The organism is Streptomyces sp. NPDC058576, assembly GCF_042718715.1.
GTDB lineage: Bacteria > Actinomycetota > Actinomycetes > Streptomycetales > Streptomycetaceae > Streptomyces.
Genome location: NZ_JBHXPF010000001.1, coordinates 243,915 through 268,227, shown reverse-complemented (window position 1 = coordinate 268,227; position 24,313 = coordinate 243,915). Strand labels below are relative to the sequence as shown.

Here is a 24,313-nt window from a genome sequence, read left to right as displayed (position 1 = left end):
GCCCTGGCCCAGGGGCTTCCTCGACCTGCATCACGACACCGTCAGCGCGGGACTCGCCGCCACCCTCGGACGGCTGCTGGAGCTCTACCGGCGCACCATCACCCCGGACAAGCCCCTTTTCCCGGGCTACTTCGACGCCACGATCGGCGACGTTCCCTCCGCGCGCGAGCACACGACCTCCCTGCTGACCGGCCGCACCTCCGACGGCAGAACCGTCACGCAGAAGCAGACGGTCGACATGGACGACCAGCGGTTTCCGACCCTGGACACCGACGACGGCCGCCTCGACATCCCGCTGGTCCTCACGGAGCTGCGCCACTTCGCCTACGACGGCGAGCAGTTGATGACGCCGGAGCAGATCCGGCAGGCCGTGGCCGAGCTGGCGGAGCTGAGCCGGGAGGCCTATCGCCGGGCCCTCGCGCAGCGGGCCCCGCTGCCCGACGACGTCCTGGCCGAGTCCCTGAACCGCATCCTGGACAACGAGGCCGTCCGGGGCCTCGCCCACTTCGTACAGATGGTCCTCATGGCCGGCCTGCCCCAGCCGTCGGGGTCCCCCCGCCGCCTGATGCCGGTGGGCGAGAGCCAGCGGATCTCCCGTGCCCTCGGCCAGTACGCGCTCGGCACCCCGCTGCCCGCCGACCACCCCCTGCACCGGGCTCTGCGCGCCGCGGTCCAGGAGGCGGCCGACGCCGTCGACACGCTTCCCCCGGGCCACCGGCCCCGGCTCCAGGCCATGGTCACCGCCGCACAGGGCGCCTTGGCGGTCCTGGCCGACCCGGAGCGGACACCGCCGCTGCTGGAGTGGAGGTCCGAACTGATCGCGGCGGACGGCTCCCGCGTCCTCCTCGACCGGATCCTCGCGGTCAGGCACCGTGCCGCGGACGGCACTCCGCTGGGCACCTCCTCCCGCCCCGACCAGGACTGGCAGGACGCCCGTCGGCAGACGTACGGCCTGCTGCCCGAGGTGGTCGGCTTCACCTACGTGCGTCCCGGCCCGGTGACCCTGGAGAGCCCGGTCCAGAACCTGCCGTTCCACGACGCGTACCTGGTCGGGCTGCGCGGCGGACCCGAGACCGCCGCGCTGGCCCTGTCCGACGGCTCCGACGCCGTCGTCGACTACGCGAGGATCGTGGACTTCCTGTTCGCGTTCGACGGCGATCTGACCGCGCTGGCCCCCGACCGGCCCGTCGTGGTGACGGGAGCCGACCTGGCGGGCCCGCCGTCCGCCGACCCGCTGGAGACGCCCCTGGCCGGCCAGCGGCTCGCCAACGGCCTGAACCGCTGGATCTGGATCACCGGCAGCGGCATCGAACCCGTCCTCGCCCCGGGCGACGGGCCGACCGGACCGCGCTGGCAACTGGCCGAGGGCGACTGGTGGGCCGGCTTCCGCCCCGAGCCCACCACCCCCGAACTGGCCCGCTGGGCCGAGCGGATCACCGGCGACCGCGGCCGGGCCCCCGACGTCCTGCGGTGGGTCCGGGCGGTCCGGCTGGTCTACGGCCCCACCGTCGACGACCAGGGCAACGCCCTCGCCACGCTGCTCCACGGCTTCTGGGCGCTGGAGCGGACCCGCGCCGCCAACGGCTTCACGGCCCCGCTCATTTGGAGCGACCTGCGGACGGCGGTCAGCGCGTACTTCACCGCGAACGGGCAGGCCGAACCGCCGCTGCCGGTGGCGCTGCAGTTCCTGCTGCTCTCCGCCGCCGGATCGGCCGGAGTGGACCTGGAGCTGTCGGGGATGACGGTCGCTCCGCTCCACCACAGCGTGCGCGCCTGGGACACACCCGCCACGGGCGGCGTCGTCGAGGACGTCACCGACGGGGACGAGGAGATGTCCCTCTTCGCCCCGCCGCCGACCACACCGGCCGCGTCCACCCCCGCCGCGCCGGCCGCGTCCGCTCCCGCCACGACGTCGGACGCCTTCGCCGGACCGGGCGACCCCGTGCTCGCCCCGGAGACCAGGATCAAGGGGCCGTCCGGAACCACTCAGGGCCGCAACTGGACCCGGGCGAAGATCGACCGCGTCCTCCCGGGCACGCTGCGGACCCTGGAGAAGCGGCCGGACACCGCGGCGAAGGTCGTCTCGACCGGCCCGGCGCCGTGGCCGGACACCGCGTACGTCGTGATCGCCGACGACGAGGACGGCCGGGTGCTGCTGCCGGACGGCCGGGAACTGGGCCCGGAGGCGCTCGCCGACGCGCTCGCCGCCGACCCGGAGCTGGCGAAGCTCCCCAAGGACGTGCCCGTCGTCCTCGCCGTCCCGTACACCGGCGACCGCTACCAGCAGACTCTGCAGGCCGTGGCCGACCGGCTGGGCCGCACCGTGTGGGGGCCGAGCGGAAGGGGCCGCGCCGTCCCGGACGGATCGGGCGCCCACGTTCTCGCGCTGCTGGACCGCGACGCCGACGCCCCGGTCGGCGACTGGGTGTCGGTCGAGCCCTCGACCGCGATCGGGTCCTACCTCGACCGGACCTGGACGGCGCTGGACGGGACCGTGTTCCGCGACAGCGACGTCCTCACCGTGCCGCTGACCGACGAGGACCACCGGCACTTCGGGCGGCTGGCCGTCGAGCAGAAGGACGGCCTGCGGCGGCGGGCGCAGCGGCTCCGCAGGTTCCGGACACTGCGGGAGCTGTCGCACCGGCTCCCCGAGGGCACCGACGCGGGCACCGAGAACGAGCCGGTCGGCTCGGAGCAGGTCTCGATGGACTCCGCGGTCTACGTCTACGCCGGCCACGGCGAACCGGGCCGGATGCACCTTCCGCTGCGCGACGGCCGGACGGTGTGGCTGGAGAAGGAGGACGCGGCGGCGTACATCGCCGGGCTGCCCGAGGTACGCAAGCTGCCGCCCGGCCACCGCATGCACCTGGAGGTGTGCTGGAGCTCCTCGGACGGCGACCCGCGCCGCCAGTACCCCTACCTGGGCGACACGCCCCATGTGGACGACCCCCTCGACGACGTGCCGCTCGACCAGCTGGTGGCCAACATCACCCGCCGGGAGACGGACGGCTCCCTGCGCCAGACCGGCTTCAACGACACCCAGCGCATCGCCCTGGCCTCCGCGACCGGCCAGCGGGGCGGCAGGGTCCTGCGCCGCCCCGAACCGCTGGGACCCGCGCTGGACGCCCTGGCCCGGGACTTCGGACTCCACCGCGGCCCGGACCCGGTCCCGCCGGAGACGCGGCAGACGATGCTGCGGCTGCTCCGGGCGGTGCGCACCGTCTTCGGCACCACCTTCGAGGACCATCGCGGCGGGCCGGACGGCCGGTTCGAGCGCGTCATGAAGGGCATCGTCGCGCTGGAGCGGATGCGGGCGAACGACGGGACGATCTCCCACCTCACCCCGTTCCGGCTGGACATGCTGGACTTCTTCGTCCAGGAGCACTCCGGCCGTACCCCCGACAAGCGGGGGTACGTGGAGCTGCTCGACTTCGCCGCGGAGCAGATCGCCGACGACGCGAACGCCAAGCTCACCGACGCGGTGCCCGCGCCGTCGCTGGAGATCGCCCTCAAGCAACTGGCGGACAAGGGCGAGCAGATGATCCGCCACGTGCAGTCACTGCCGGCCACGGCGCCGTTCACTCCCCGGCTGGTCGCCTCGACCCTGTGGGCCACCACCCGCGCGGCCCGGCTGATGCGCCCGATGACGCCGACCGCCCGGGAGGCCATGGGCCGCAGGATCCTCCACCTCGACGCCGCCACTGCCTGGGACCGGTCGCGGCAGGAGTCGCTGTGGGCGCTGCTCACCAAGGCGATCGCCGAGGGCGTGGACGCCGGCGACCAGGACGTCATGGCGGCCTACCACCTCGCGGAGAGCGGCGCGTTCACCCTGCCCGCGGTGCTCCGGCAGGGAACGAACGACCAGGGGATCAACTGGTCCGGCACCCCCATGCCCGCCGGGGTCGACTGGGGCAGCGTGCGCCGGATGGCGTTCGGGCCCAACGGCAGCGGCATGACCTCGGTGCAGCCCGCCTGGACCGGCCCGCACAAGCCGATGCCGGTGCTGAACGTCGTGGAGGTCGACGGGGCCGGGCGGATCGTGCTGCACCTGCCGGGCCGCGCGCCCCTGCCCGTTTCCGACAACGAGTTCCTGGCCCTGCTGGAGCGGGACCCCGGCCTGCGCACCCTCCCGCTGAAGCACCCGGTGCTGTTCCTGACCACCGGCCCGGGAACCCTGAGCCCCCAGCTGGTGCAGAGGTTCTCCGAGCGCACCGGACGCCCCGCGTACCGGTACAGCGCGCCCATGATGCTCTCCTCCGGCGACCCCGCCACCCCGCTCGGCATCCTCGCGCTGACCGACCCGGCCACGAAGACGCCGGGCACCTGGACCCGCGCCGCCCGGCAGACCAACGCCCCCGCGGCCGCCTCCGGCACGGGCGACCTGATCGTCTTCAGCCCGTCGGACCGGAAGGCCGGCGCACTGCCGGACATCGGCTCCCTGAGCGTCGGCGACCAGGGGCAGCCCCCGGCCGGGTCGCTCCTTTCGCCCGCGACGCTCATGACGAACGCCTCGGGCGCCCCGCGCGGCCGCAATCTCACGGACGAGAAGGTGCGCCAGCTGCGCATCGGACGCGTCCGGGTGTACGAGGAGGAACCGGGCACCCCGGCCAAGGAGAAGGCCGGCGAGGACCGGGCCGCGCCGTGGGGCGACTCGGCGTACGTCGTCTGGGGCGGAAGCGCCCCGGACGGGGTGCGGTTCCCCGACGGGCGCACGCTGGACGCGGAGCAGCTGGCGGCCGAACTCGCGGCCGACCCCGAGCTGGCGAAACTGCCCGAGGACGTCCCCGTCGTCCTCGTCGTCCCGCACCTGGCCAACGAGCGGTACCTGGCCTACCTGCGGGCGGTCGCCAACCTGCTGGAGCGTCCCGTGTGGGCCCCCAGCGGCGACGGCCGACTGGTGCGCAACAAGAAGCGCGAGCACGTCCCGGCGCTCATCGACCACGGCCCGGACCAACCCCTCGGCTCCTGGGTGCCGTTCCGGCCCACGAAGAAGTCCGCACCGCTCCCGGACCGCGTCTGGACGGCGCTCGACGGCACCGTCTTCCGCGACAGCGACGTCCTCACCCGGCCCCTGGTCTCCGACCGGGACGAGCGGTTCGGCCGGATGTCGCACGGCGACGACGCCCGGGGCCGCGAGACCCTGATGCGTACCTACCAGCGCGCCAAGAAGCTGGTCCACCTGATGGCGTCCGGCAGTCGGACCGCGCTGATCAGCGAGGAGTCCCGGACCCCGGACCCGGCGTCGTACGTGTACGTCGCCCACGGGCTGCCGGGCGGCCTGCAACTCGCCCTGCGCGACGGCCGGACGGTGTGGCTGAGCGCGGAGGACGGCGGCCGGTACATCGGCGGACTGCCCGAGGTCACCGAACTGCCCGAAGGCCACCGGATGAAGCTGGAGGTCTGCTGGAGCGACACGCCGGGGAACCCGGCCCTGCCGCAGCTGGACAACCGCCCCGCGCCCGCCGTCCAGGACCCGCTGGACGACATCTCGCTCGCCCAGCACACGGCGAACGTGAGCCGCCGCGTCACCGAGGGGTCGCTGATGAGCAGCGGCTTCCACACCGACGCGCACATCCTGCACGACGCCCCCGGCCCGGTCGCCGGGCGCCGCAGGTGGGTCAGCCCCGAGCCGCTGCCGCACGAGCTGGACGAGATGGCCCGCACCGCGGGCCTGCACACCGGGGACGGGGAGGCGTCGCCGGAGGTGCGCGCGACCACCCTCCGGCTGGTGCGGGCCCTGCGCATCGTCTTCGGCCCCGAGGCCGAACAGGACAAGGCCCTGCACGCGCGGCTGCTCCGGGGCATCGGCGCCATGGAGACCCTGCGCGCCAACGACCAGGCGCTGAACCGGTTCACCCCCTTCCGCATGGAGCTGTGGACCTTCATCGCCCAGCGGGTGGGGGGAAAGACCCCGGGCCCCGACGACTACCGCAAGGTCCTGGACCTGGCCGCCGGCCTGCTGGCGCAGAAGCCGGATGCCCCCCTCGGCGAAGCCATCGGGGACCCGGCGATCCAGCACGCGATACGGCAGGTCACCCAGTTCGGCGCTCCGCTCGTACGGAACGTGCTGCGGCAGCCCGAGAACGTACCGGTGACCAAACGCGCCGTGACACAGGCCTTCTGGGCGATGGCGGGCGCCGCCCAGCAGATGGCCGGCCGGGACGACGCGTTCACGGAGAAGCTGGGCCGCCGGGTCCTGCACGTGTTCCCCGACGAGGAGTGGGCCCCGGCGCGGAAGCAGCACCTGTACATGCTGACGGCCCAGGCCATCGCGGCCGGACTCGACCCGGCGGACTTCTTCACACTGGCCGCCTTCCACCTCGCCTCCAAGGGGGCCTTCGGCCCCGCCCACCAACTGCGTTCCGGGGAGGGCTTCCAGGGCTTCAACTGGAGTGGCAGCCCGGCGCCCGGCGGGATCGACCTGCGGGCCGTCGGCCGGCAGGACACCCGGGGCGACGGCACCTCGCTCCAGCACTTCCGTGCGCCGTGGGCCGCCGACGGCGAACCCGCGGACGCCATGGTGGCGTGGACCGACACCGACGCCGACGGCTTCGTGGTCCTCCACCTGCCGGGCACGCGGCCCCTCCGCGTCGCCGACCGCGAGTTCCTGGCCCTCCTCGACCTGGCCCCGCCGCTGCGCACCGTCGCCCTCGGGGTCCCCGTCCTGTTCGTGCTCTCCGGCGCGGGCAGCGGCACGGGACGCGCCGCCGCACTCTCCGAGGCGTTCTCCAACCGCACCGCCCGCAACGGCTGGTCGTACAGCGGCGCGTTGACGGTGGCCCCGACCACCCCGCCCGGTGCCACGGCCACCCCGCAGCCCGGTGCCCCGACCACCCCGCAGCCCGGTGCCACGACCACCCCGGATCCCGGTGCCACGGCCACCCCGCAGCCCGGTGCCACGGCCGCCCCGCTGCGGCTGATCGGACGGCCCGAGACCGCGAGCGGCCGGCCGGGTGCCTGGCGCAAGGCCTGGCTCCAGGGCCTGAACTCCAGCGTCCTGGTGACCGCCCCGTACGGCGACGCCCTGTTCTCCTCCCCGAAGCCGGCCGCGCGGCTCACCCCCGTAACGGTCACGGAACCGGCCACCACCGCGCTCACCACGCCGCGCAGCCTGACCGGGGCCCAGATCACCGTGGGACCGCCGCTCGACCGAGCCGGACTCACCGCGCTGGTCCGCCGGGTGACGGGCCGGGAACCGGTGCGCGGGCTGACGGTCGAACGCTGCCTGGTGCTCCTGGCGACGCTCCGCGCCGAGCTGTTCCCGCAGGGCGTGCGCCCGGCGCGGACGGTGGACGACACGGCGGTCGGCTTCCCTGCCACGGAGTCGTCCCTGGTGATGGGCCCCGGGTGGGGCCGGGTCCGCTCGTGGGACGCGGTGGCCGGAGCGGTCACCGCCCAGGGGCCGGGCACCGTGGCCCTCGTCCTGGCCCACCGCCAGGGAGCGGCCCTTGGGCACGCCTGGGCGGTCTACCGCCTCAGCGGCAGCGGCGGTGTGGTGTGGGTGGACCTCTCGGCCGGCCACGGCCGGCAGGTGTCCTTGCTCCCGCCCACGGTCGCGGCCTCCGACGCCCGTGCCGTCGTCGTCGGACCCGGCGGGCAGGCCCTGGAACACGCCCTCCCCGAGTTCGCCCCGTCCTCCTCCACGGTCCACGCCGGTCTCGACGCGCCGGCCGAGCCCGGCTACGGCGCCCTCGGACTGGAGGTCGAGGAGCGCCGCGACCTCTTCCTCGACCTGCCCGGCCGCCTCACCTCGACGCTCGTCCTCGCCCACGGCCCCGGCATCACGCTCGTCACCGACAGCCGGGGCTTCTGGATGACGGCCGACGGCCTCCTCCACGTCAACGAGCCGCAGGTGCCTCCGGGACAGCCGCGCCCGGTCCGCAGGAACTTCGCCATCGGCGAGTTCGTCCTCGACCCCATGGCCGTTCTCCCCGGCGAGCGCCGGCAGACCCAGGAGGAGGGCATGGCCCAGCTCCAGCGGGCGCGCGCCGCCGGACGGCTGCCGGACGAGCGCCAGGCCGCCGTCCCGCTCACCGAGATGCTGGGCCCGCTCGGCGGCTGGACGTTCACCGAGACCGGGCTGAAGGCCAAGGTCAACCCCGCCCCCGAGGGATTCGACTGGACCGCCTACGGGCAGCTGACCCTCGGCCAGCCCACGGTCAGCCTCCGGGAGCTCCAGGACATCGCCCACCAGCGGCTCACCGTCCCCAAGTTCGAGACCGCCGTCGCCGGCGCCCGCAACTTCGGCCAGTCGCTCACCGCGACGTACGCGAACCAGCTCCTCGGCACGCTGGCCGTGGAGAGCCACATCGCACCCTTCCTCGCGGCGATCCCCGAGGTCGACGAGGTCTGGGGCTACGGATGGCTGGGCTTCCAGAACGTCGTGGCCGCGCCGATCGGCGACGTCTTCGACAACGCCCGGCCGCCGGGCACCGATCCGGAGCTGATCAAGAACCTCCTGCCCGCCGCCTCACGCAACGCACTGGACCGGATCCTGCGGGCGCTGCGCCCCCGCAACCGGGCGTTCCTCAACGAGCACCACGACCAGCTCTCCGCCGACGCCGCCGAGCAACTGGGACGACTGCTGGGCTTCTTCCGGCAGCGGCTGACGCCCCATCTGCCCGCCGATCCCGCCTTCTTCGACACCGCCGGCTCGGAGGTGCCGACGCCCCGCGAGCACTGGACCGCCGTCCTCACCGGCCGCACGTCCCAGGGTGAGCCCGTCAGCCAGCGCTACGCCGTCGGCATGGACGACGGCGACTACCCGGTCCTGGACACCGACGACGGCCGGCTGGCCGTCCCCCTGGTCCTCGTCGAGCTGCGGCACTTCGGCTACACCGGCCAGTTCATGACGCCCGAGGAGATCCAGCGCGCCGTCACCGAACTGTCCGCCCTCGGCCGCGCCGCCTATGAGCGCGCCCTGCGCTCCCGGGCGCCGCTTCCCGAGGACGTGCTGCGCGAGTCCGTCCGGCGGATCGTGGACAACCCCGTGGTGCAGGGCGTCGCGGGCTTCCTGATGGTGGCGGCGCGAGCCGGCATCCCGCAGGCGGGCGGCGCCACCCGCAGGCCGCTGACCGAGTGGGACAGCCGGAACATCTCCCTGGCGCTGGGCGAGTACGCGCTGGGCCGCCCCCTGCACGACGGCCATCCCGCGTACCAGGCCCTGCGGGCCGCGCTGACGGAGGCGTACGCGCTGCTGCCGAACATCCCCCCGGGCGGACAGGCGAAGGCCCGGGGCTTCTTCGACGCGGCACGCGGCGCCCTGGCCGTCCTCGCCGACCCGGCGCAGACCCCGCCGGTCATGCGGTGGTACGCGGAGGTGGTCGCGATGGACGGCGCCCGCGTCCTCCTGGACCGCGTGATGGTGATCCGGCACCGCGACGCGCAGAACATTCCGGTGGGCACGTCCTCCCTGCCGCTGGCCGCTTGGCAGGACGGACTGCGGCAGCACTACGGCCTGCTGCCCCAGGTGACCGGCTTCACCTACCTGCGGCCGGGCCCGGTGCCGCTCGAAAGCCCCGTCCAGGCCCTGCCCTTCGAGGACGCGTACCTGGTCGGGCTGCGCGGCGGCCCCGGCGGCGCGCTCCTCGCGCTGGCCGACGGCACGGACGCGGCGTTCGCCTACCCCCGCATCGTGGACTTCCTGTACGCCGTGGACGGGGACCTCACCGCGCTGGCCCCGGAACGGCCGGTCCTGGTGACGGGGGCCGATCTCGCGGGCCCGCCGCCCGCCGACCCGCTGGACACCCCGGTGGCCGGCCAGCAACTGGCCAACGGCCTGGACCGCTGGGTCTGGACCCCCGGCAGCGGCGCGGAGGCGTTCCTCGTCCCCGCCGACCAGACGGCCGGGCCGCGCTGGCAGCTGGCCGAGGGCGACTGGTGGGCCGGGTTCCGCCCCGAGCCGTCGACCGCCGAACTCGGCCGGTGGGCCGAGCGGATCACGGGCGACCGGGGCCGGGCACCGGACGTACGCCGCTGGGTCCGGGCGATCCGGCTGGTCTACGGCCCCCTGCTGGAGAACGACGCGACCGCGTTCGAGGCGCTGCTGCGCGGCTTCTGGGCGCTGGAGCGGACCCGCGCTGCCAACGGCTTCACCGCCCCGCTCAGCTGGAGCGACCTGCGCACGGCGGTCAGCGGGTACTTCACCGCGAACGGGCAGGCGGAACCGCCGCTGCCGGTGGCGCTGCAGTTCCTGCTGCTCTCCGCCGCCGGATCGGTCGGGGTCGACCTGGAGCTGTCGGGGATGGCGATCACCCCGCAGCACCACAGCGTGCGCGCCTGGGACACGGCCATCGCCGGCCCGGACTTCTTCGCCCCCGTCGGTACCGCGCCCGCCGCCGCGGTGACCACCGCCGCGCCGCCACCGGCGACCGGCGCGTTCACCGGGCCGAACGATCCGCTGCTCGCGCCGGACACCCTGCTGACCGGACCGTCCGGCGCCGCGCAGGGCCGCAACTGGACCGCGAAGAACGTCAGCCGCATCCTCCCGGGGAAGGTGCGGACCATCGAGCGCCGGCCCGGCGCCGCGCCGAAGGTCGTCGCGACCGACGCCGCCCCCTGGCCGGACACCGCGTACGTCGTCACCGCCGACGGCGAGGACGGCCGGGTGCGGGCGAAGGACGGCCGGGTCCTGGACGCGGAGGCGGTCGCCGACGCGCTGGCGGCCGACCCGGAGCTGGCGAAGCTCCCGAAGGACGTGCCCGTCGTCCTCGCCGTCCCGTACACCGGGGACCGCTACCTGGAGACGCTCCGGACGGTGGCCGAGCGGCTGGGCCGCACCGTGTGGGGGCCGAGCGGTGTGGGCCGGACCGCCCCCGACGGCACCGGGGACGCGCACGTCCTGGTGACGATGGACTCCGACCCCGACGCACCGGTCGGGGCCTGGGTGTCCGTCGCCCCGTCGCCGACGGCCGGACCGCACGAGGACCGGACGTGGACGGCGCTGGACGGCACGGTGTTCCGCGACAGCGACGTCATCACCCGTCCGCTGGCCGACGGGAACCACCAGCGGTTCGGCCGGATCGCCGTCCACCGGGGGGACGCGCTGCGGCGGCGCGAGCGCAACTTCCGCGCCCTGCGCAGGATGCGACGGCTCGTCCACTGGACGCCCGCCGGCACCCGGGCCCAGGAGACGGCCTCCGAACCGGTCGCCATGGACGCGGCCGTCTACGTCTACGCCGGCCACGGCGAACCCGGCCGGATGCAGCTCCCGCTCCGCGACGGCCGGACCGTCTGGCTGGGCAAGCACGAGGCGGCCGCGTACATCGCGGGGCTGCGCGAGGTCCGCGAGCTGCCGCCCGGCCACCGCATGCACCTGGAGGTCTGCTGGAGCTCCTCCGACGGCGACCCCGCCCACCAGCAGCCGTCGTTCGCCCCCGTCCCGCACGTCGACGACCCGCTGGGCGACGTCCCGCTCGACCAGCTCGTCGCCAACCTGACCCGCCGCGACACCGACGGCTCCACCCGGATGACCGGCATGGACGACACCCGCCGCTTCATCATGGGCGCCGCCGACGGCGGACACGGCCGCCGCGTGCTGCGCCGCCCCGAACCGCTCGCCGACGAGCTGGACCGGCTGGCGGGCGTCGCCGGACTGCACCGGACCCCGGGCGACGTGCCGCCCGAGACCCGGGAGGCGACGCTCCGGCTGGTACGCGCCCTGCGGGCGGTGTTCGGCGACGCCATCGAGGACGACCGGGCCACCCCCGGTGGGCGCTACGAGCGGGCGCTCCGCGGCATCGGCGCGCTGGAACGCCTCCGCGCCAACGACCCCGCCCTCAACACCTTCACCCCGTTCCGCAGGGACCTGTTCGACTTCTTCGTCCGCGAACACACCGGCCGGGCCCCGGACCTGGCCGGCTACCGGGCTCTCCTCGACCACGCGGCCGCCCGCGTCGCGGCCGACCCCGACGCACGGCTCACCGACGCCGTGCCCTCACCCGCGCTCCAGGTCACCCTGAAGCAACTGGCGGACGCCGGCGAGCAGATGATCCGCCACGTGCAGTCGCTGCCACCCCAGGCGGCCTTCACCCCGCGCCACGTCGCGTCCACCCTGTGGGCCACGGCCCGGGCCGCCCAGCTCTTCCGCCCGATGACCCCCGCCGCCCGCGAATCCATGGGCCGCAAGGTCCTCCATCTCGACCCCGCCGCCACCTGGGGCCGGAACCAGCAGCAAGCCGTCTGGGCGGTGTCGGCCAAGGCGATCGCCCAGGGCATGGACGCCACCGACCACGACCTGCTCGCCGCCTTCCACCTGGCGGAGAGCGGCGCCTTCGGCCCGGCGTCCCTGCTCCGGCAGGGACCCAACATCCAGGGCGTCAACTGGTCCGGCGCCACCGCCCCCGCCGGGATCGACTGGGGCACCCTGCGCCGGCCCGACGGGACGGCCTCCCACCAGCTCACACCCGCATGGGCCGGCCCCGGCAAGCCCATGCCCCTGCTCAACGTCATCGAGGTCGACCCGACCGGCACCCCCGTCCTCCACCTCCCCGGCCGCGCCCCCGTCCCCGTACCGGAGAACGAGTTCCTGGCCCTGCTGGACCTGGCGCCCGCGCTGCGCACGGTCTCTCTCGGCATCCCGGTGCTGTTCCTCACCACCGGACCGGGGGCGCTGAGCCCGGAGCTCGTGCAGCGGTTCTCGCAGCGCACCGGCCGCCCCGCCTACGGCTACAGCGCCCCGATGGCGCTCACCGCCCCGGGCCCCCAGACCCCGCTCGGCATCGTCGCCCTGCCGGACCCGGCGACCAACGCCCCGGGCCGATGGACCGCCGCCGCCCGCCGGTTCACCGCCGCCGCCACAGCCACCGGCCAGGACCAGCCGACCTTCTTCGGGCCGCCGTCCCCGGCCGACCTGGGGACGGACCCCTTCCAGGACCCGGCCACCGTGCTGCGGGACGACGCGGGGAAGGTGCTCGGACGCGATCTGACGGGCGCCTGGACCGACCGGGTGCGCACCGACCGGGTACGGGAGGTTGTGGACGGACAGGCCGCACAGGAGCCGGACGAGCCCGCACCCTGGGGGAGCGAGGCCTATCTGGTCGGCGACCGTGCCCTCGACGCCCAGGGCCTGACCCCGGAGGCGTTCGCGGAGAAGCTGGCCGCCGATCCGGAACTGGCCGCACTGCCGCCCCACGTGCCGGTGGTCCTGGCGATCCCGTACGCCGGCGCCCAGTACCTGGACCTGGTGCGCGCGGTCGCCGGCCGGCTCGGCCGACGGGTATGGGCCCCCAGTGGCGACGGGCGGCTCCGCCACGACTCCGCCCTCCAGGCCCGCATCCCGACGATGACGGTCCACGACACCACCGGCTGGCACGGCGACTGGGTGCCCTTCGACCCGCCCGCGGTACCGGCGCCCTACGAGGACCGGCAGTGGACCTCGGTCGAGGGCAGGACCTTCCGCGACAGCGACGTGGCGACCCGGCCCCTGGTCTTCGACCGCCGCGTGCGGCACGGCAGGGTGTCGGTCGGCGACGACCTGGACCAGCGCGAGAGGATGCTGCGGGGGCTCTTCCACCGGCGGCAGCGGATCCACTACGCGGCCACCACCCTGGGCGACCAGCTCGTCAGCACCGAGCCGTTCACCCCGGACCGCGCGGTCTACACGTACTACGGGCACGGCTTCCCCGGCGCGCTGGCCATCGTCCTGCGCGACGGCTCGACGGTACTGCTGGCCGCGCCCGACGGCGGACGGTACATCGGCGGACTGCGCGAGGTCCGCGAGCTGCCGCCCGGCCACCGGATCGGCCTCCAGGTCTGCTACGCGGCATCGGCGGGCAACCACCGCGACCCGCAGCCGGAGGGCCGCCCGGTGAGGCCGGTGGAGGACCCGCTGGACGAGCTCTCCCTCATCCAGCACACGGCCAACGTCGGCCGACGGGAGGTCGAAGGCCCGACCCTGGTCGCGGCGCTGGACGACGACTCCTACGTACTGGAGGACACCCCAGGCGGCGTGGTCGGCCGCGTGGTGCGCGTCCGCCCCGAGCCGACCGACGCCGAACTGGACCGCCTGGCCGTGATCGCGGACCTGCACGGCGACCCGGACACCGTGCCGCCGGAGGTCCGGGCGACCGTCCTGCGGCTGGTGCGCGCGCTGCGCCTGGTCTTCGACCACGCCGTGGAGGACGACCGCTGGGTGCCGGGCGGCCGGTACGAGCGGGCGCTGAAGGGCATCGCCGCGCTGGAGACCCTGCGCGCCAACGACCCCGGCCTGCGGCGGTTCACCCCGTTCCGGATGGAGCTGTGGACGTTCCTCGCCCGGCGCGTCGGCGGTGACACCCCGGGCCGCGACGCCTACCGGGACGTCCTGGACGCCGCCCGGCAGCTGATCGGCCGGCAGCCGGACAGCACGCTCTCCGGGATGCTTCCGGACACCCCCCTGACGTACACCGTCGACGAACTCTCCGGCAGCCAGGGCGAGGACCTCGTGCGCGACGCGGTGGGCCTCCCCGAACCCGTCACGCTGCGGCCCAAGGACATCACCCGCGCCTTCTGGGCGATGGTGGCCGGCGTCGACCTGGTCCTGTTCCGCCTGGACCCGGCGCAGCAGGAGAGCCTGGGCCGCCGCGCCCTCCACCTCGCGGACACGGAGGCGTGGAGCGACGCGACGACGGCGGACCTGACGTTCCTGGCGGTACGGGCCCACGCCCGCCGGATCGACATCACCGACCCGCACCAGCTCGCCGCCCACCACCTCCGCGAACTGGGCGCACTCCGGCAGATCCTCACCGACGGGACGGAGCCCACCGGCTACAACTGGAGCGGACGGCCTGCCCCGAACGGCGTGGAGAGCGACCAGTGGTACGCGCGGGTCAAGGCCGGCAACGACGTCCTCACCCTTCCCCACCCGGCCCGGTGGAGGTCAACGGAGCCGGGTGGAAAGTCCCTGGTGATCTGGACCGGGACCCGGGCGGCCGACGGCGGCATCGTCATCCACCTGCCCGGACACGCCCCGCTGCCCGTCCCCGACGAGGAGCTGTGGGCGCTGCTCGACCTGGCCCCGCTGGTGACCGACGCGGGCGTCGACGTCCCCGTCGTCTTCCCGATGGCCGGCTTCACGGCCGGCACCGCGCGGCGGACCCAGTCGTTCACCGACCGCACGGGCCGCAGCGCTTTCGGCTACTCCGGACCCCTGGACCTCATCGAGGACGACCCGTTCGATCCGCTGCGCATCACCGCCCTGCGGGAGAAGAAGCTGGGGCAGTGGACCAGGACCATCTGGAGGCCCCGGCCGGTCCAGGGGGCCGCGACCGGGACGCCCGCCGGGGCGGTCAAGACCGGCCCCTCCGCCTGGCCGGTCCACTCGGCCCGGCACGATTCCGGCACCGGCACGTTCCACTTCACGGCCGGCACGCCCCGCCGTGCCCAGGAACCCGACGGGGAGAGCGTTCGGCCGGAGATCGCCTATCCGTCCGCCGTCCGCATCAACGCCACCCCGGTGTCCGCGGCGGACCAGGACAGCACCCCGGGGCCCGACCCCGCCGAGGCGGCGCCCGCAGCCACCGGACCGGCGCCCGCAGCCGCCACCGGCCCGGCCTGGGCCCTACGGTCCTGGCGTCCTGCCGGATCGCCCGGCACGGCCCGGTTCGCCGCCCTGTACCGCGACCGGGAGTGGCAGCGTCGCAGCACGGCCTTCGAGCTCGCGTTCGCCGCGCACACGGGCCGCGCCGCGGGGCTCACCGAGGCAGCGCGCGACGCGGTGACCCGCATGGCCGGCGAACTCACCGCGCGCCACGGCGAGCAGGCTGCCCTGCGCGCCTTCTTGGCCCCGGACGCGCCCCCGGGCGACCCGGCCGCGGCGCTGGAGCGGCTGCTGACCGCCCCGCCCGGGCCGCTCACCCTCGCCGCGCTCATGACCGCCTTCACCTACGCGGCCCACGCGGGCCACGGCCTGCCCCGCGAGACGGCCGAGACCCTGGCCCGCCCGCCCGGCCGGCAGGGGCGCTACACGCCGGGCAGCTCCTACCGCGAGGTGCACGACAGCCGCGGCATGCGCCGCGTGGGCGGCGAGGACGGCACCGCGCTACGGCTTCTGCGCACCTACGCCGCGCTCGGTGCGGCACCGGACAGCCTGACCGCCCTGCGCGACGCACTCATCGCCTGGGCGATCCCGGCCGACCTCCAGTCGCTCCACGAGATCCTGCGCGCCTCCCACCGGGTCGGCCGGGGAACCGCCGCGGAGCGCGACATCGCGCTGCGCGACGGCGCCGGACTCCACACCTGGGCGGCCGGCTCGCTCATCACGAGCTCCCCGGACGGCGAAGGACGGACGGACCGGCCCGCGGCGCGGCTGGTCCCGCCGCACCTCGCCCTGTACGCCGAGCGGATGACGTTCGGCTCTGACATCACGCGCAGCGGGCTGAACCTCCCCGATGACCTCGTGCACCTGGCCGACGCCGCGCTCGCCGGCACTCTGCGCCCGGACACCCCCCGGGACCGGGCGCTCCTCGCCTGGCTCGACCGCTACGGCGACGCGGGCCGGGACGCGCTGCGGCGGCTGTCGCCCGCCCATCTGACGGCGATCCACCTGTACAGCGGCGCCGACTACCGTCTGATGAAGGCGTTCCTCAACGGCGAGCGGTTCGGCGCGGGTATGGGGCGTCGACTCGTACGTCTCAACGCCTGGACGATGACCAGCAAGATGGCGGAGGTCGGAGCCGCCGACCTGCTCCCGATGACGCTGCGCCGGCAGCGGGGTTTCACCGCTCTGTTCGATGCCCTGTGGGACGTGGACGACCTCCAGGAGCGGACCGCCGAGGTGGCCGCCCTGAGGCGCCGTCTGGACGCGATGGCCGACGCGGTGTTCGCGGAGCTTCCCTCGCACGTCGACATGGTGGTCGAGGCGCTGGAGATCCTGCCCCCGCTGCTCGGAGACGTCTGGTGGGGCGACCGAGGAATGCCCGGCCCGCTGGGCGCGCCACCGTCCGACGGACCGGTGTACGGGCAGAACCGCATCACCGTGCCCTTCTTCCGCAGCACGGCGCTGAAGCGGGACGAAGCGCTCGGCTTCATGCACCGGAGCAAGGGAGCCCCCGGCGACACGCACCTCGGACTGGTCCATGTGTCGGACTCGACCGCGCGCGAGGTCAGCCCGTTCGTGGTGCTGCCGCTGGAGACCGAGGTCCTGTACCCGCCGGGCGCCTCTTTCGACGTCACCACCCGCACGGTCGTCCCCGGCGACCCGCGTACGCGGCCGTACGAGAGCATCGACGTCACCGAGGCGACCACGACCGGCACGGCGTCCGGCACTCCCGACGAACTCTTCGGCGTCGCGCCCCCGACCGAAGCCCGGGAGACGCCGTCCCGTCGCGCACCGGTGCTGCGGACCGTACGCCGACAGGACGGCAGCACGATCGGCATCGCGTCGTTCGACGACGCGGACTGGGCGGAACGGCAGGAGGAGTACGGCCGACTGGCCGCCGCCACGGGCTTCGTGTCGTGGGAACGCGACGGCGACGGCAGGCCCGTCCCCACCCACCGGGCGCTGCCCGGAGGCGGAACGACAGGGGGGACGTTCTTCTTCGCCTCGCACGGAGGCGGTGACGGGCTCGCGCTCGTCACCGAGGACGGCGGCCGCCGGACGGATGACGGTTCCTACGCCGGGCGGCTGCTGCGGTCGGCCGGCACGCGCGGTTTCGGCAGTGTGACGGTGCTCGCCTGCGGCCCCGGCGACGTGCCCCGAAGCCGGGCGGAGGCCCGGGCGCGGGCCGAACGCATCGCCGACGCGGCGGGACTGCCGGTCCACCTCCCCACCGGCCGGGTGGCGGTGTCCGACGGGCTGCCGCACCTGCTGGAGGACGCCGACGGGCAGCCCACGGAGTGGGTCACGGCCTATCCGGCGGGCTGGACGGGCCCCCGCGTCCCGACGCCGGGTGCGTCCGCCGCCGGACGCACCGCGTACCGCTACCCCGCACCCGGACAGTTCAACGTCCAGGGCCGGGTGCTGGACGCCGCCCCCGAAGAGCTCGACGACCTCGACGCCGACCGGGGCACGTCGTGGTCGGTGTCGTCCTGGAGCCCGGCCGGCGCGCCGGGCACAGCACGGTTCACCGGGTTCTACCAGGAGCGCGCCTGGCGACAGGCGAGCGTCGACTGGGAGGACTCGCTCGCCGAGGCGCTGAGCGAGGTCCCCCGGCTCGCCGAGGCCGCCGGGCTCGCGGTGCGCGGGCTGCATGGCCAACTCGCCCTCCGTAACGGACAAGAGCGTGCGGCACGCGCGTTCTTCGCCCCGGACGAGACCCCCGACGACCCGGCAGCCGAGCTGGAGCGGCTGCTCGCTGAACCGCCCGGCCCGGAGGCGCTGGACGGGCTGATGCGGGCGTTCGTGTACGCGGCCTACGCCGGACGGGGGCTGCCGACCCCTGTCCACGAGGCGCTCGCCGAGGGCGGCGGGCGGTTCGGTGGAGACAGCGCCTACCGCGCCGTGCACGACAGCCGCGGCTTCCGCCGGGTCGGCGGCGAGCGGGGGCCCGCGCTGCACCTGCTGAGGGTGGTCGCGGCACTCGGCCTGCCGTCCGAGCTGCTCTCCCCGTTCCGCGCCGCCGTGGCCGCCTGGACGATTCCCTACGACCTCCAGTCGCTGCACGAGGTGCTGCGCGCCTCCCATCTGATCGGCATGGGCGCCGCCGACGAGCGGGGAGCCGCCGCGCGTGACGGGGCCGCGCTGCACATCTGGACCGTGGGCGCCTTCACGGAGAGCGGCCTGCTGCCGCGCGAGGACGACGGAAAGGCGCCCGCAGCCCTGGTTCCGCCGCACCAGGCGCTCTACCAGGACCGCATGTCCTTCCCGTTCGAGCTCACCGGAACGATGGACGTGCCCGACGCCCTCGTCACGATGGCCGACGCCGCGCTCGCCGGAGCGCTGCCGTCCCGACCCACGCCCAGACTCCAGATCATGGCCGCATGGCTGGAGCGGTACGGCGACCGGGGCGCCGCCGCGCTCAGGCAGCTCACGCCCGCCCACATCACTGCCCTGTACCTCTACAGCTCCTACGACTACCGGCTGATGAAGGCGCTGCTCAACGGGGAGCGGCTGGGCCGGGGCGTCAGCCGTCACCTGGTGCGTTTCCACAGCTGGCAGTACCTGCGGGAATCGGCGCGCGAGGAGGAGCTGGACATGCCGCCGCTCACCCTGGTCAGCCGTCCGGAGTTCGCGGATCTGTACGCCGAACTCACCGAGCTGCCCGACCTCGACACCCCCCATCCCGACCTGGCCGCGCTGCGCCGCCGCGCGGACCTGATGGCCGACCGGCTCCACGACGAGCTGAGGCTCCACATCGACATGGTCGTCGAGGCCCTGGAGATCCTGCCGCCCGTCGACCGGACCATCTGGTGGGGCGAGCGGGGTGCGCCCGGGCCCATCGAGCGGCCCGCCCTGAACGGCCCCCTGTACGGCGACGGCGCCATCGAGGTGGCGTTCTTCCGCAGTACCTCGCTGAGGAGCGAGGAGGCCGTCGAGTTCGCGCTGAGCGACAAGCCCGTGCCCGCCCGGTCGCACCGCAGACTGATCGAGGTCGCGAACTCCACGGCCCGCGACGCCGCCCCCTTCCTCAAGCACCTGTCGGAAGGGGAGGCGCTGTACCCGCCGGGCATGCGCTTCGACGTCGTCAGCCGGCGACTCGTCGAGTCCTACCGGCGGCCCCCGATGCTGCACGAGGTGGCCGAGGAGACGACCCCGCTGCCCGACAGCCTCTCCGAGGTGCCGCGGACCGGCCCGGTGCCGTACACACCGGCCGTGTTCGAGGACGCGGTGGACGACGTGTTCGACCTCGGCCGCTCCGGCTCCGACCCGTCGGACGTCGAACTGTCGGATGCCGACGGGTACGCCGAAACGGACTCCGACGCGGACTCCGGCCTGGTCGACGCGGGCCCCTCGGAAACGGCCACCCGCGCCTACCCCCGGCACGACTACTGGAATGCCCCGTGGGAGGGGCAGGGGACCGCGCCGGCCACCCAGCAGATCGTCGTCCAGGAGATCACCGCGGACGGCAGGACCGTCGGCAAGGCATCCTTCACGCGGCGCGACTGGGCGCTGCGCGAGCCCTTCTACAGCCGCTTGCCCCAGGCGACCCACTACACGGAATGGAGCCGCGGACCCGCCCAGGAACGCGTCGCCCACCGGCGTCCCCTCCCCGCCACGGGAGCGTCCGGCACCTTCTTCTGGACGTCTCACGGCGGGCCGGAAGGCTACGCCGTCGCCGGGGCGAACGACCTGCCCGCCGGCGCCGACAGCGCGGCGGTGGGACGTCTGCTCGGACAGGACCTGGCCGCCGCGGGCTTCACCAGCATCACCGTCCTCGCGTGTGACGTGGTCACCGCCGCCGGCACCGCACCCGGGGGCGAGAGCCTGGAGCGCGCCGTCCGCCGGGCCGCGGACATCGCCGACCTCACCGGCCTGGACGTGTACCTCAACACCGGTCGCACGGCGATCACCCCGGGCCGGGACGAGGACGGGGGACCGACGGCCGAGATCCACCTCCTGGAGGCGGCGGACGGGAGCCCCACCACCGTCCTGCGGGTCCCGCCGAGGTCCCGGGCGGGCGCGAACGCCGTGCTCCCCGCCGTCCCGGCCCCCGCCACGGGCGCCGCCGTCACCCAGCCCTGGTCGGTGCCCGGGTGGCGGGTCGCCGGAGCACCCGAGACCGTGCGGTTCGCCCGGCTCTACCGGGACCGGAACTGGCGCAACCTCAGTTTCCGGTTCGAGGCGGGGCTGGCACAGCGGCTGGCCGCCGAACCCGAGACCGTCCAGGCCGCCGCGCACGCCCTCTCCCGGCTCCGTCAGGCCCTCGCGCAGCGACACGGTCCGCTCGCGGCGGACGGCGCCTTCTTCCAGGGCCCCGAGGCCCAGCAGTGGACCGGACAGCCGGACGCGGTGTCGCGCTTCCTGGAGAGCCGGCCGTCGGTTCCCCAGCTGGTCCGGGCGTTCGGCCTGGCGGCGTACGGCAACGGAGGACCCGTCACCCTGCAGCAGACCCTGCCCGGCTGGCTCGCGATGCCCTGGCCGCCCCGGCCGAACGGGAACCGGCAGGGCGCGTACCGGGTCGCGCACGACCCGCGCGGCTTCCGCCACGTCGGCGGCATGGTCGGCCCGGCCCTGTGGATGCTCCAGGCGTACCGGGCGCTCGGGGCGAGCGGGCCCGAGCTGCTGGCCTTCCGCAAGGCGGTGCTGTCCTGGTCGATCCTGACCGACACCCAGTCCCTGCACGAGGTGCTGCGCGCCTCGCACCTGGCGGGTGTGGGCCTGGAGGCGGAGCGCGCCGCGCTCGCCCACGACGGCGCCCGGTTGCACCGGATGACCGCGGGTGTCTTCGGCATGGGCCCGGTCCTGCCGCACCATCAGGCCTACGACCTGAGAACGCGCTTCATCTCCCGCTTCGACACGGACGTCCCCGGAGACCTCGTCGGGGCGATGAACGCGGCGATGACCGGAGCCGTGGGCGAGGGGCCGGCGAGGCGGACCGAGGTGGCCGCCCAGTGGCTGGAACGCTTCGGCGACCGCGCACGGGCCTCCCTGCGCGCCCTGACCCCGGGCCATCTGACCGCCCTGTTCCTCTACACCAGCCAGGACCACGAGCTCTTCAAGACCTACGTCACCGCCGGGCGCGTCGGCGAGGCGGTCGGCCGCTGGATGTTCAGGCAACGGGTATGGCGGTACGTCCGGGAGGACGCTGTGGAGAGCGGGCAGGGCCTGCCCGAACTGCTGAACCGTGACGAGGACCTGAGCGATGCCCTGTCCGATCTGCGGGACCTGGGCCCGGACGCGACCGGGCCGGACGTCCAGGAGATCCGCCACCGGGTGAACCGCGTCGCCGACCGGCTGTACGACGACATGAGCATGCACGTCGACATGGCGGTCGAGGCGCTGGAGATCCTGCCGCCGCTCAACGGCCCGGTCTACTGGGGCGGCTGGCTCCCGGGGCCCCTGGGCGCGATCCCGCAGGACTCGCCGCTGCTGACCGCGACCACGCTGTTCGTGCCGCGGTTCCGCAGCACCACCGAGAGCTGGGAGAGGGCCGCGAATTACACCCGGGGCGATCTGGAGGAGATGGGCGACGCCCAGGACAGACACGCGATGCGCGGATATGTGGAGCACTCCACCGCCCGCCCGGTGGCGCCGTTCTCGGCGTGGCTCGACGAGGAGGAGGCCCTCTATCCGCCGGGCGCGGGGCTGAGCATCGTCAACCGTGAGGTCGCGACGGAGCCCAGGACCGGACGTGACTACCTCGACTACGAGTTCCGGGAGATGCCCGGCTATCCCCACCCGGTCTACTACAACGCGCAGGACGGCACCTCGCCCCGGATCGTCGAACTCACCGACGACACCGCCGACACCAGCGGGACCGCCGACCACAGCGGGACCGACGCGTCGGAGACGCGGCAGCCGGACGCGACCGCGCCCCGCGACGGCTACCGCCGCACGGGACCGTACGCCGCCGGACTCGACGGCACCCTCTTCGCGCTGCACGAATCCCCGGGCGAGGGGGACCGGACCGCGGACGTCCTGCTCTTCGCGGTCCGTCACGTGGCCGCGGACGGACTACGGGACGCGGGCGTCGACACGGCGGAGGACTTCCGCGCCTGGCTGGGCGGAGCCGTCACCGACGACGACGTGTCCGAGCTGGACATCCCGCCGCTGGACGGCGGCCGCGACCTTCCGCTGGCCCTCCTCGACCGGGCCGGCGCCTCCCTCGGCGTAGCCCTGCGCACGGAGGCCATGCTCCTCGGCGACCGCCTCCCCGCCTCGCGGGTGGCGCTCAGCCCGGTGCAGCGCCTGCGGGTGCTGCTCGCCGACCCCTCCTACCGACAGGGCGGCACCACCCTGCCGATGAGGCCCCTCGCAGCGGCGACGGCACGCCGCCTCGGTGTGACGGTGGCCGTGGCGGGCCCCGAGGACGAGGTGACGTTCCACGGTGAGCGCACCGACGGCGGACCGCTCGCCCTGCTGGTCGCGGACGGGGACCGCCATCTGGCCGGGCTTCCGGAAGGACCCGGCGCTACGGCCGTCGACGAGGAGGAGCGGCTGAACCGGCTGGTGCACGCCCTGTCCTTCGCCCCGGCGTCCGTGCTGCGCCGGGCGGCGGACCGGCCGGCGCCGGAGTGGGTCATGGCCCGCATCCGCTACACGACCGAGGCCGTGCGTTTCGAGCAGCGCCTCGGCCGGTATCTCGGCGGCCACGAAGCGGTCGACGCCCAGCTCGCGGTGATGACCCGCGAGCTGTGGAACCGGGCTGTCGCGGCGGGCCGTTGGACAGAACTGGGCTCGGACGACCCCACCGTCGACGGCGCGGTCGGCACCGGCCGGGACCAGCTCCTCGCCGTCGTGCAGTCGGGCAATACGCGAGAACGCATGGGCATGCTCTGGATCGGCTCCCAGGCGCCTGACGGCCGGGGCGGAGTCATCTCCGAACTGCTCGGCAGCCCCGACCCCAACCCCGACGTGATCACCGAGGAGTACCGGGCCGCCAGGCCTCCGTCCCGGACGATCACCGCCTACCAGGAGCTGTCGGGACAACCGGATCGAACTCCCGAGGAACAGCGGCGGATGGAGCGGGCCGCGCGAGAGCTGCGGACCCGGGCGCGCGCCGAGGACCTCTCGCCGCCTCTGAGCGAGGCCGAGCGGGCTCTGATGCCGGACGACGGCATCCCGTGGATTCCGGGCATGCACCGGTACGACATCGCCATGGACAGCGTCCCGCAGGCGGAAGCGGAGGACAGGGGCGCCCTCGTCCGGGCCGCCACCTCCGGTTCGGCCCACCGGCTGATGTCCCAGGCGGTGAAGATGCGCCAGGAATGGGGCCTCGACATCGACCTCGGGCTGGTCCGGCTCGCTCTCATGGCAGAGATGCTGCAGGCGGAGCACCACGGTCTGGACGAGATCATGCGCGGCAGCCAACTGGTCCTCGACCGGCTGCGGGACGCCGGTGCCCCGGAGCCGGCCGACCTCGACTACGTCGACAACTGGGGCCGTTACTGGAGGATCGCCCCCTTGACCGAGGCGGAACTGAGGCAGCACGTGGCTGTCGACGGACTGTTCCCCGACGAACACGCTCTGCACCCGTACGGGGGCGAGGAGTTGCCCGGACCGGCTGATCCCGCCGACCCCGTGGTCGCCGCATGGGCCCAGGAGCACCACATCGTCCTGGAGGACGCCCTGCGCCTCCTGTCGGCGCTCGGTCCCGACACCGCGTCAGAGTCCGCCCCACTGACGCCCGAGCGGCTGGAGCACCTGGTCGACGACTGGTTCCGCGCTCGGAACCAGGTGCCCCCCAGCAGCCTGGCCGACCGGATCCGCCGCATACTGAACGACGTCCGTGCCTGA

At 74.6% G+C, this 24,313-nt stretch carries 1 protein-coding gene (running past one end of the window); it reads left to right on the top strand.

The window, feature by feature from the left end:
• Positions 1-24,313 carry the 3' portion of a lonely Cys domain-containing protein gene (locus ACFWRV_RS01080; protein ID WP_384326561.1) on the top strand. The gene continues 15,953 nt to the left of window position 1, outside the view, so only the last 24,313 of its 40,266 coding nucleotides appear in the window; the start codon falls outside the window, past its left edge; its stop codon occupies positions 24,311-24,313.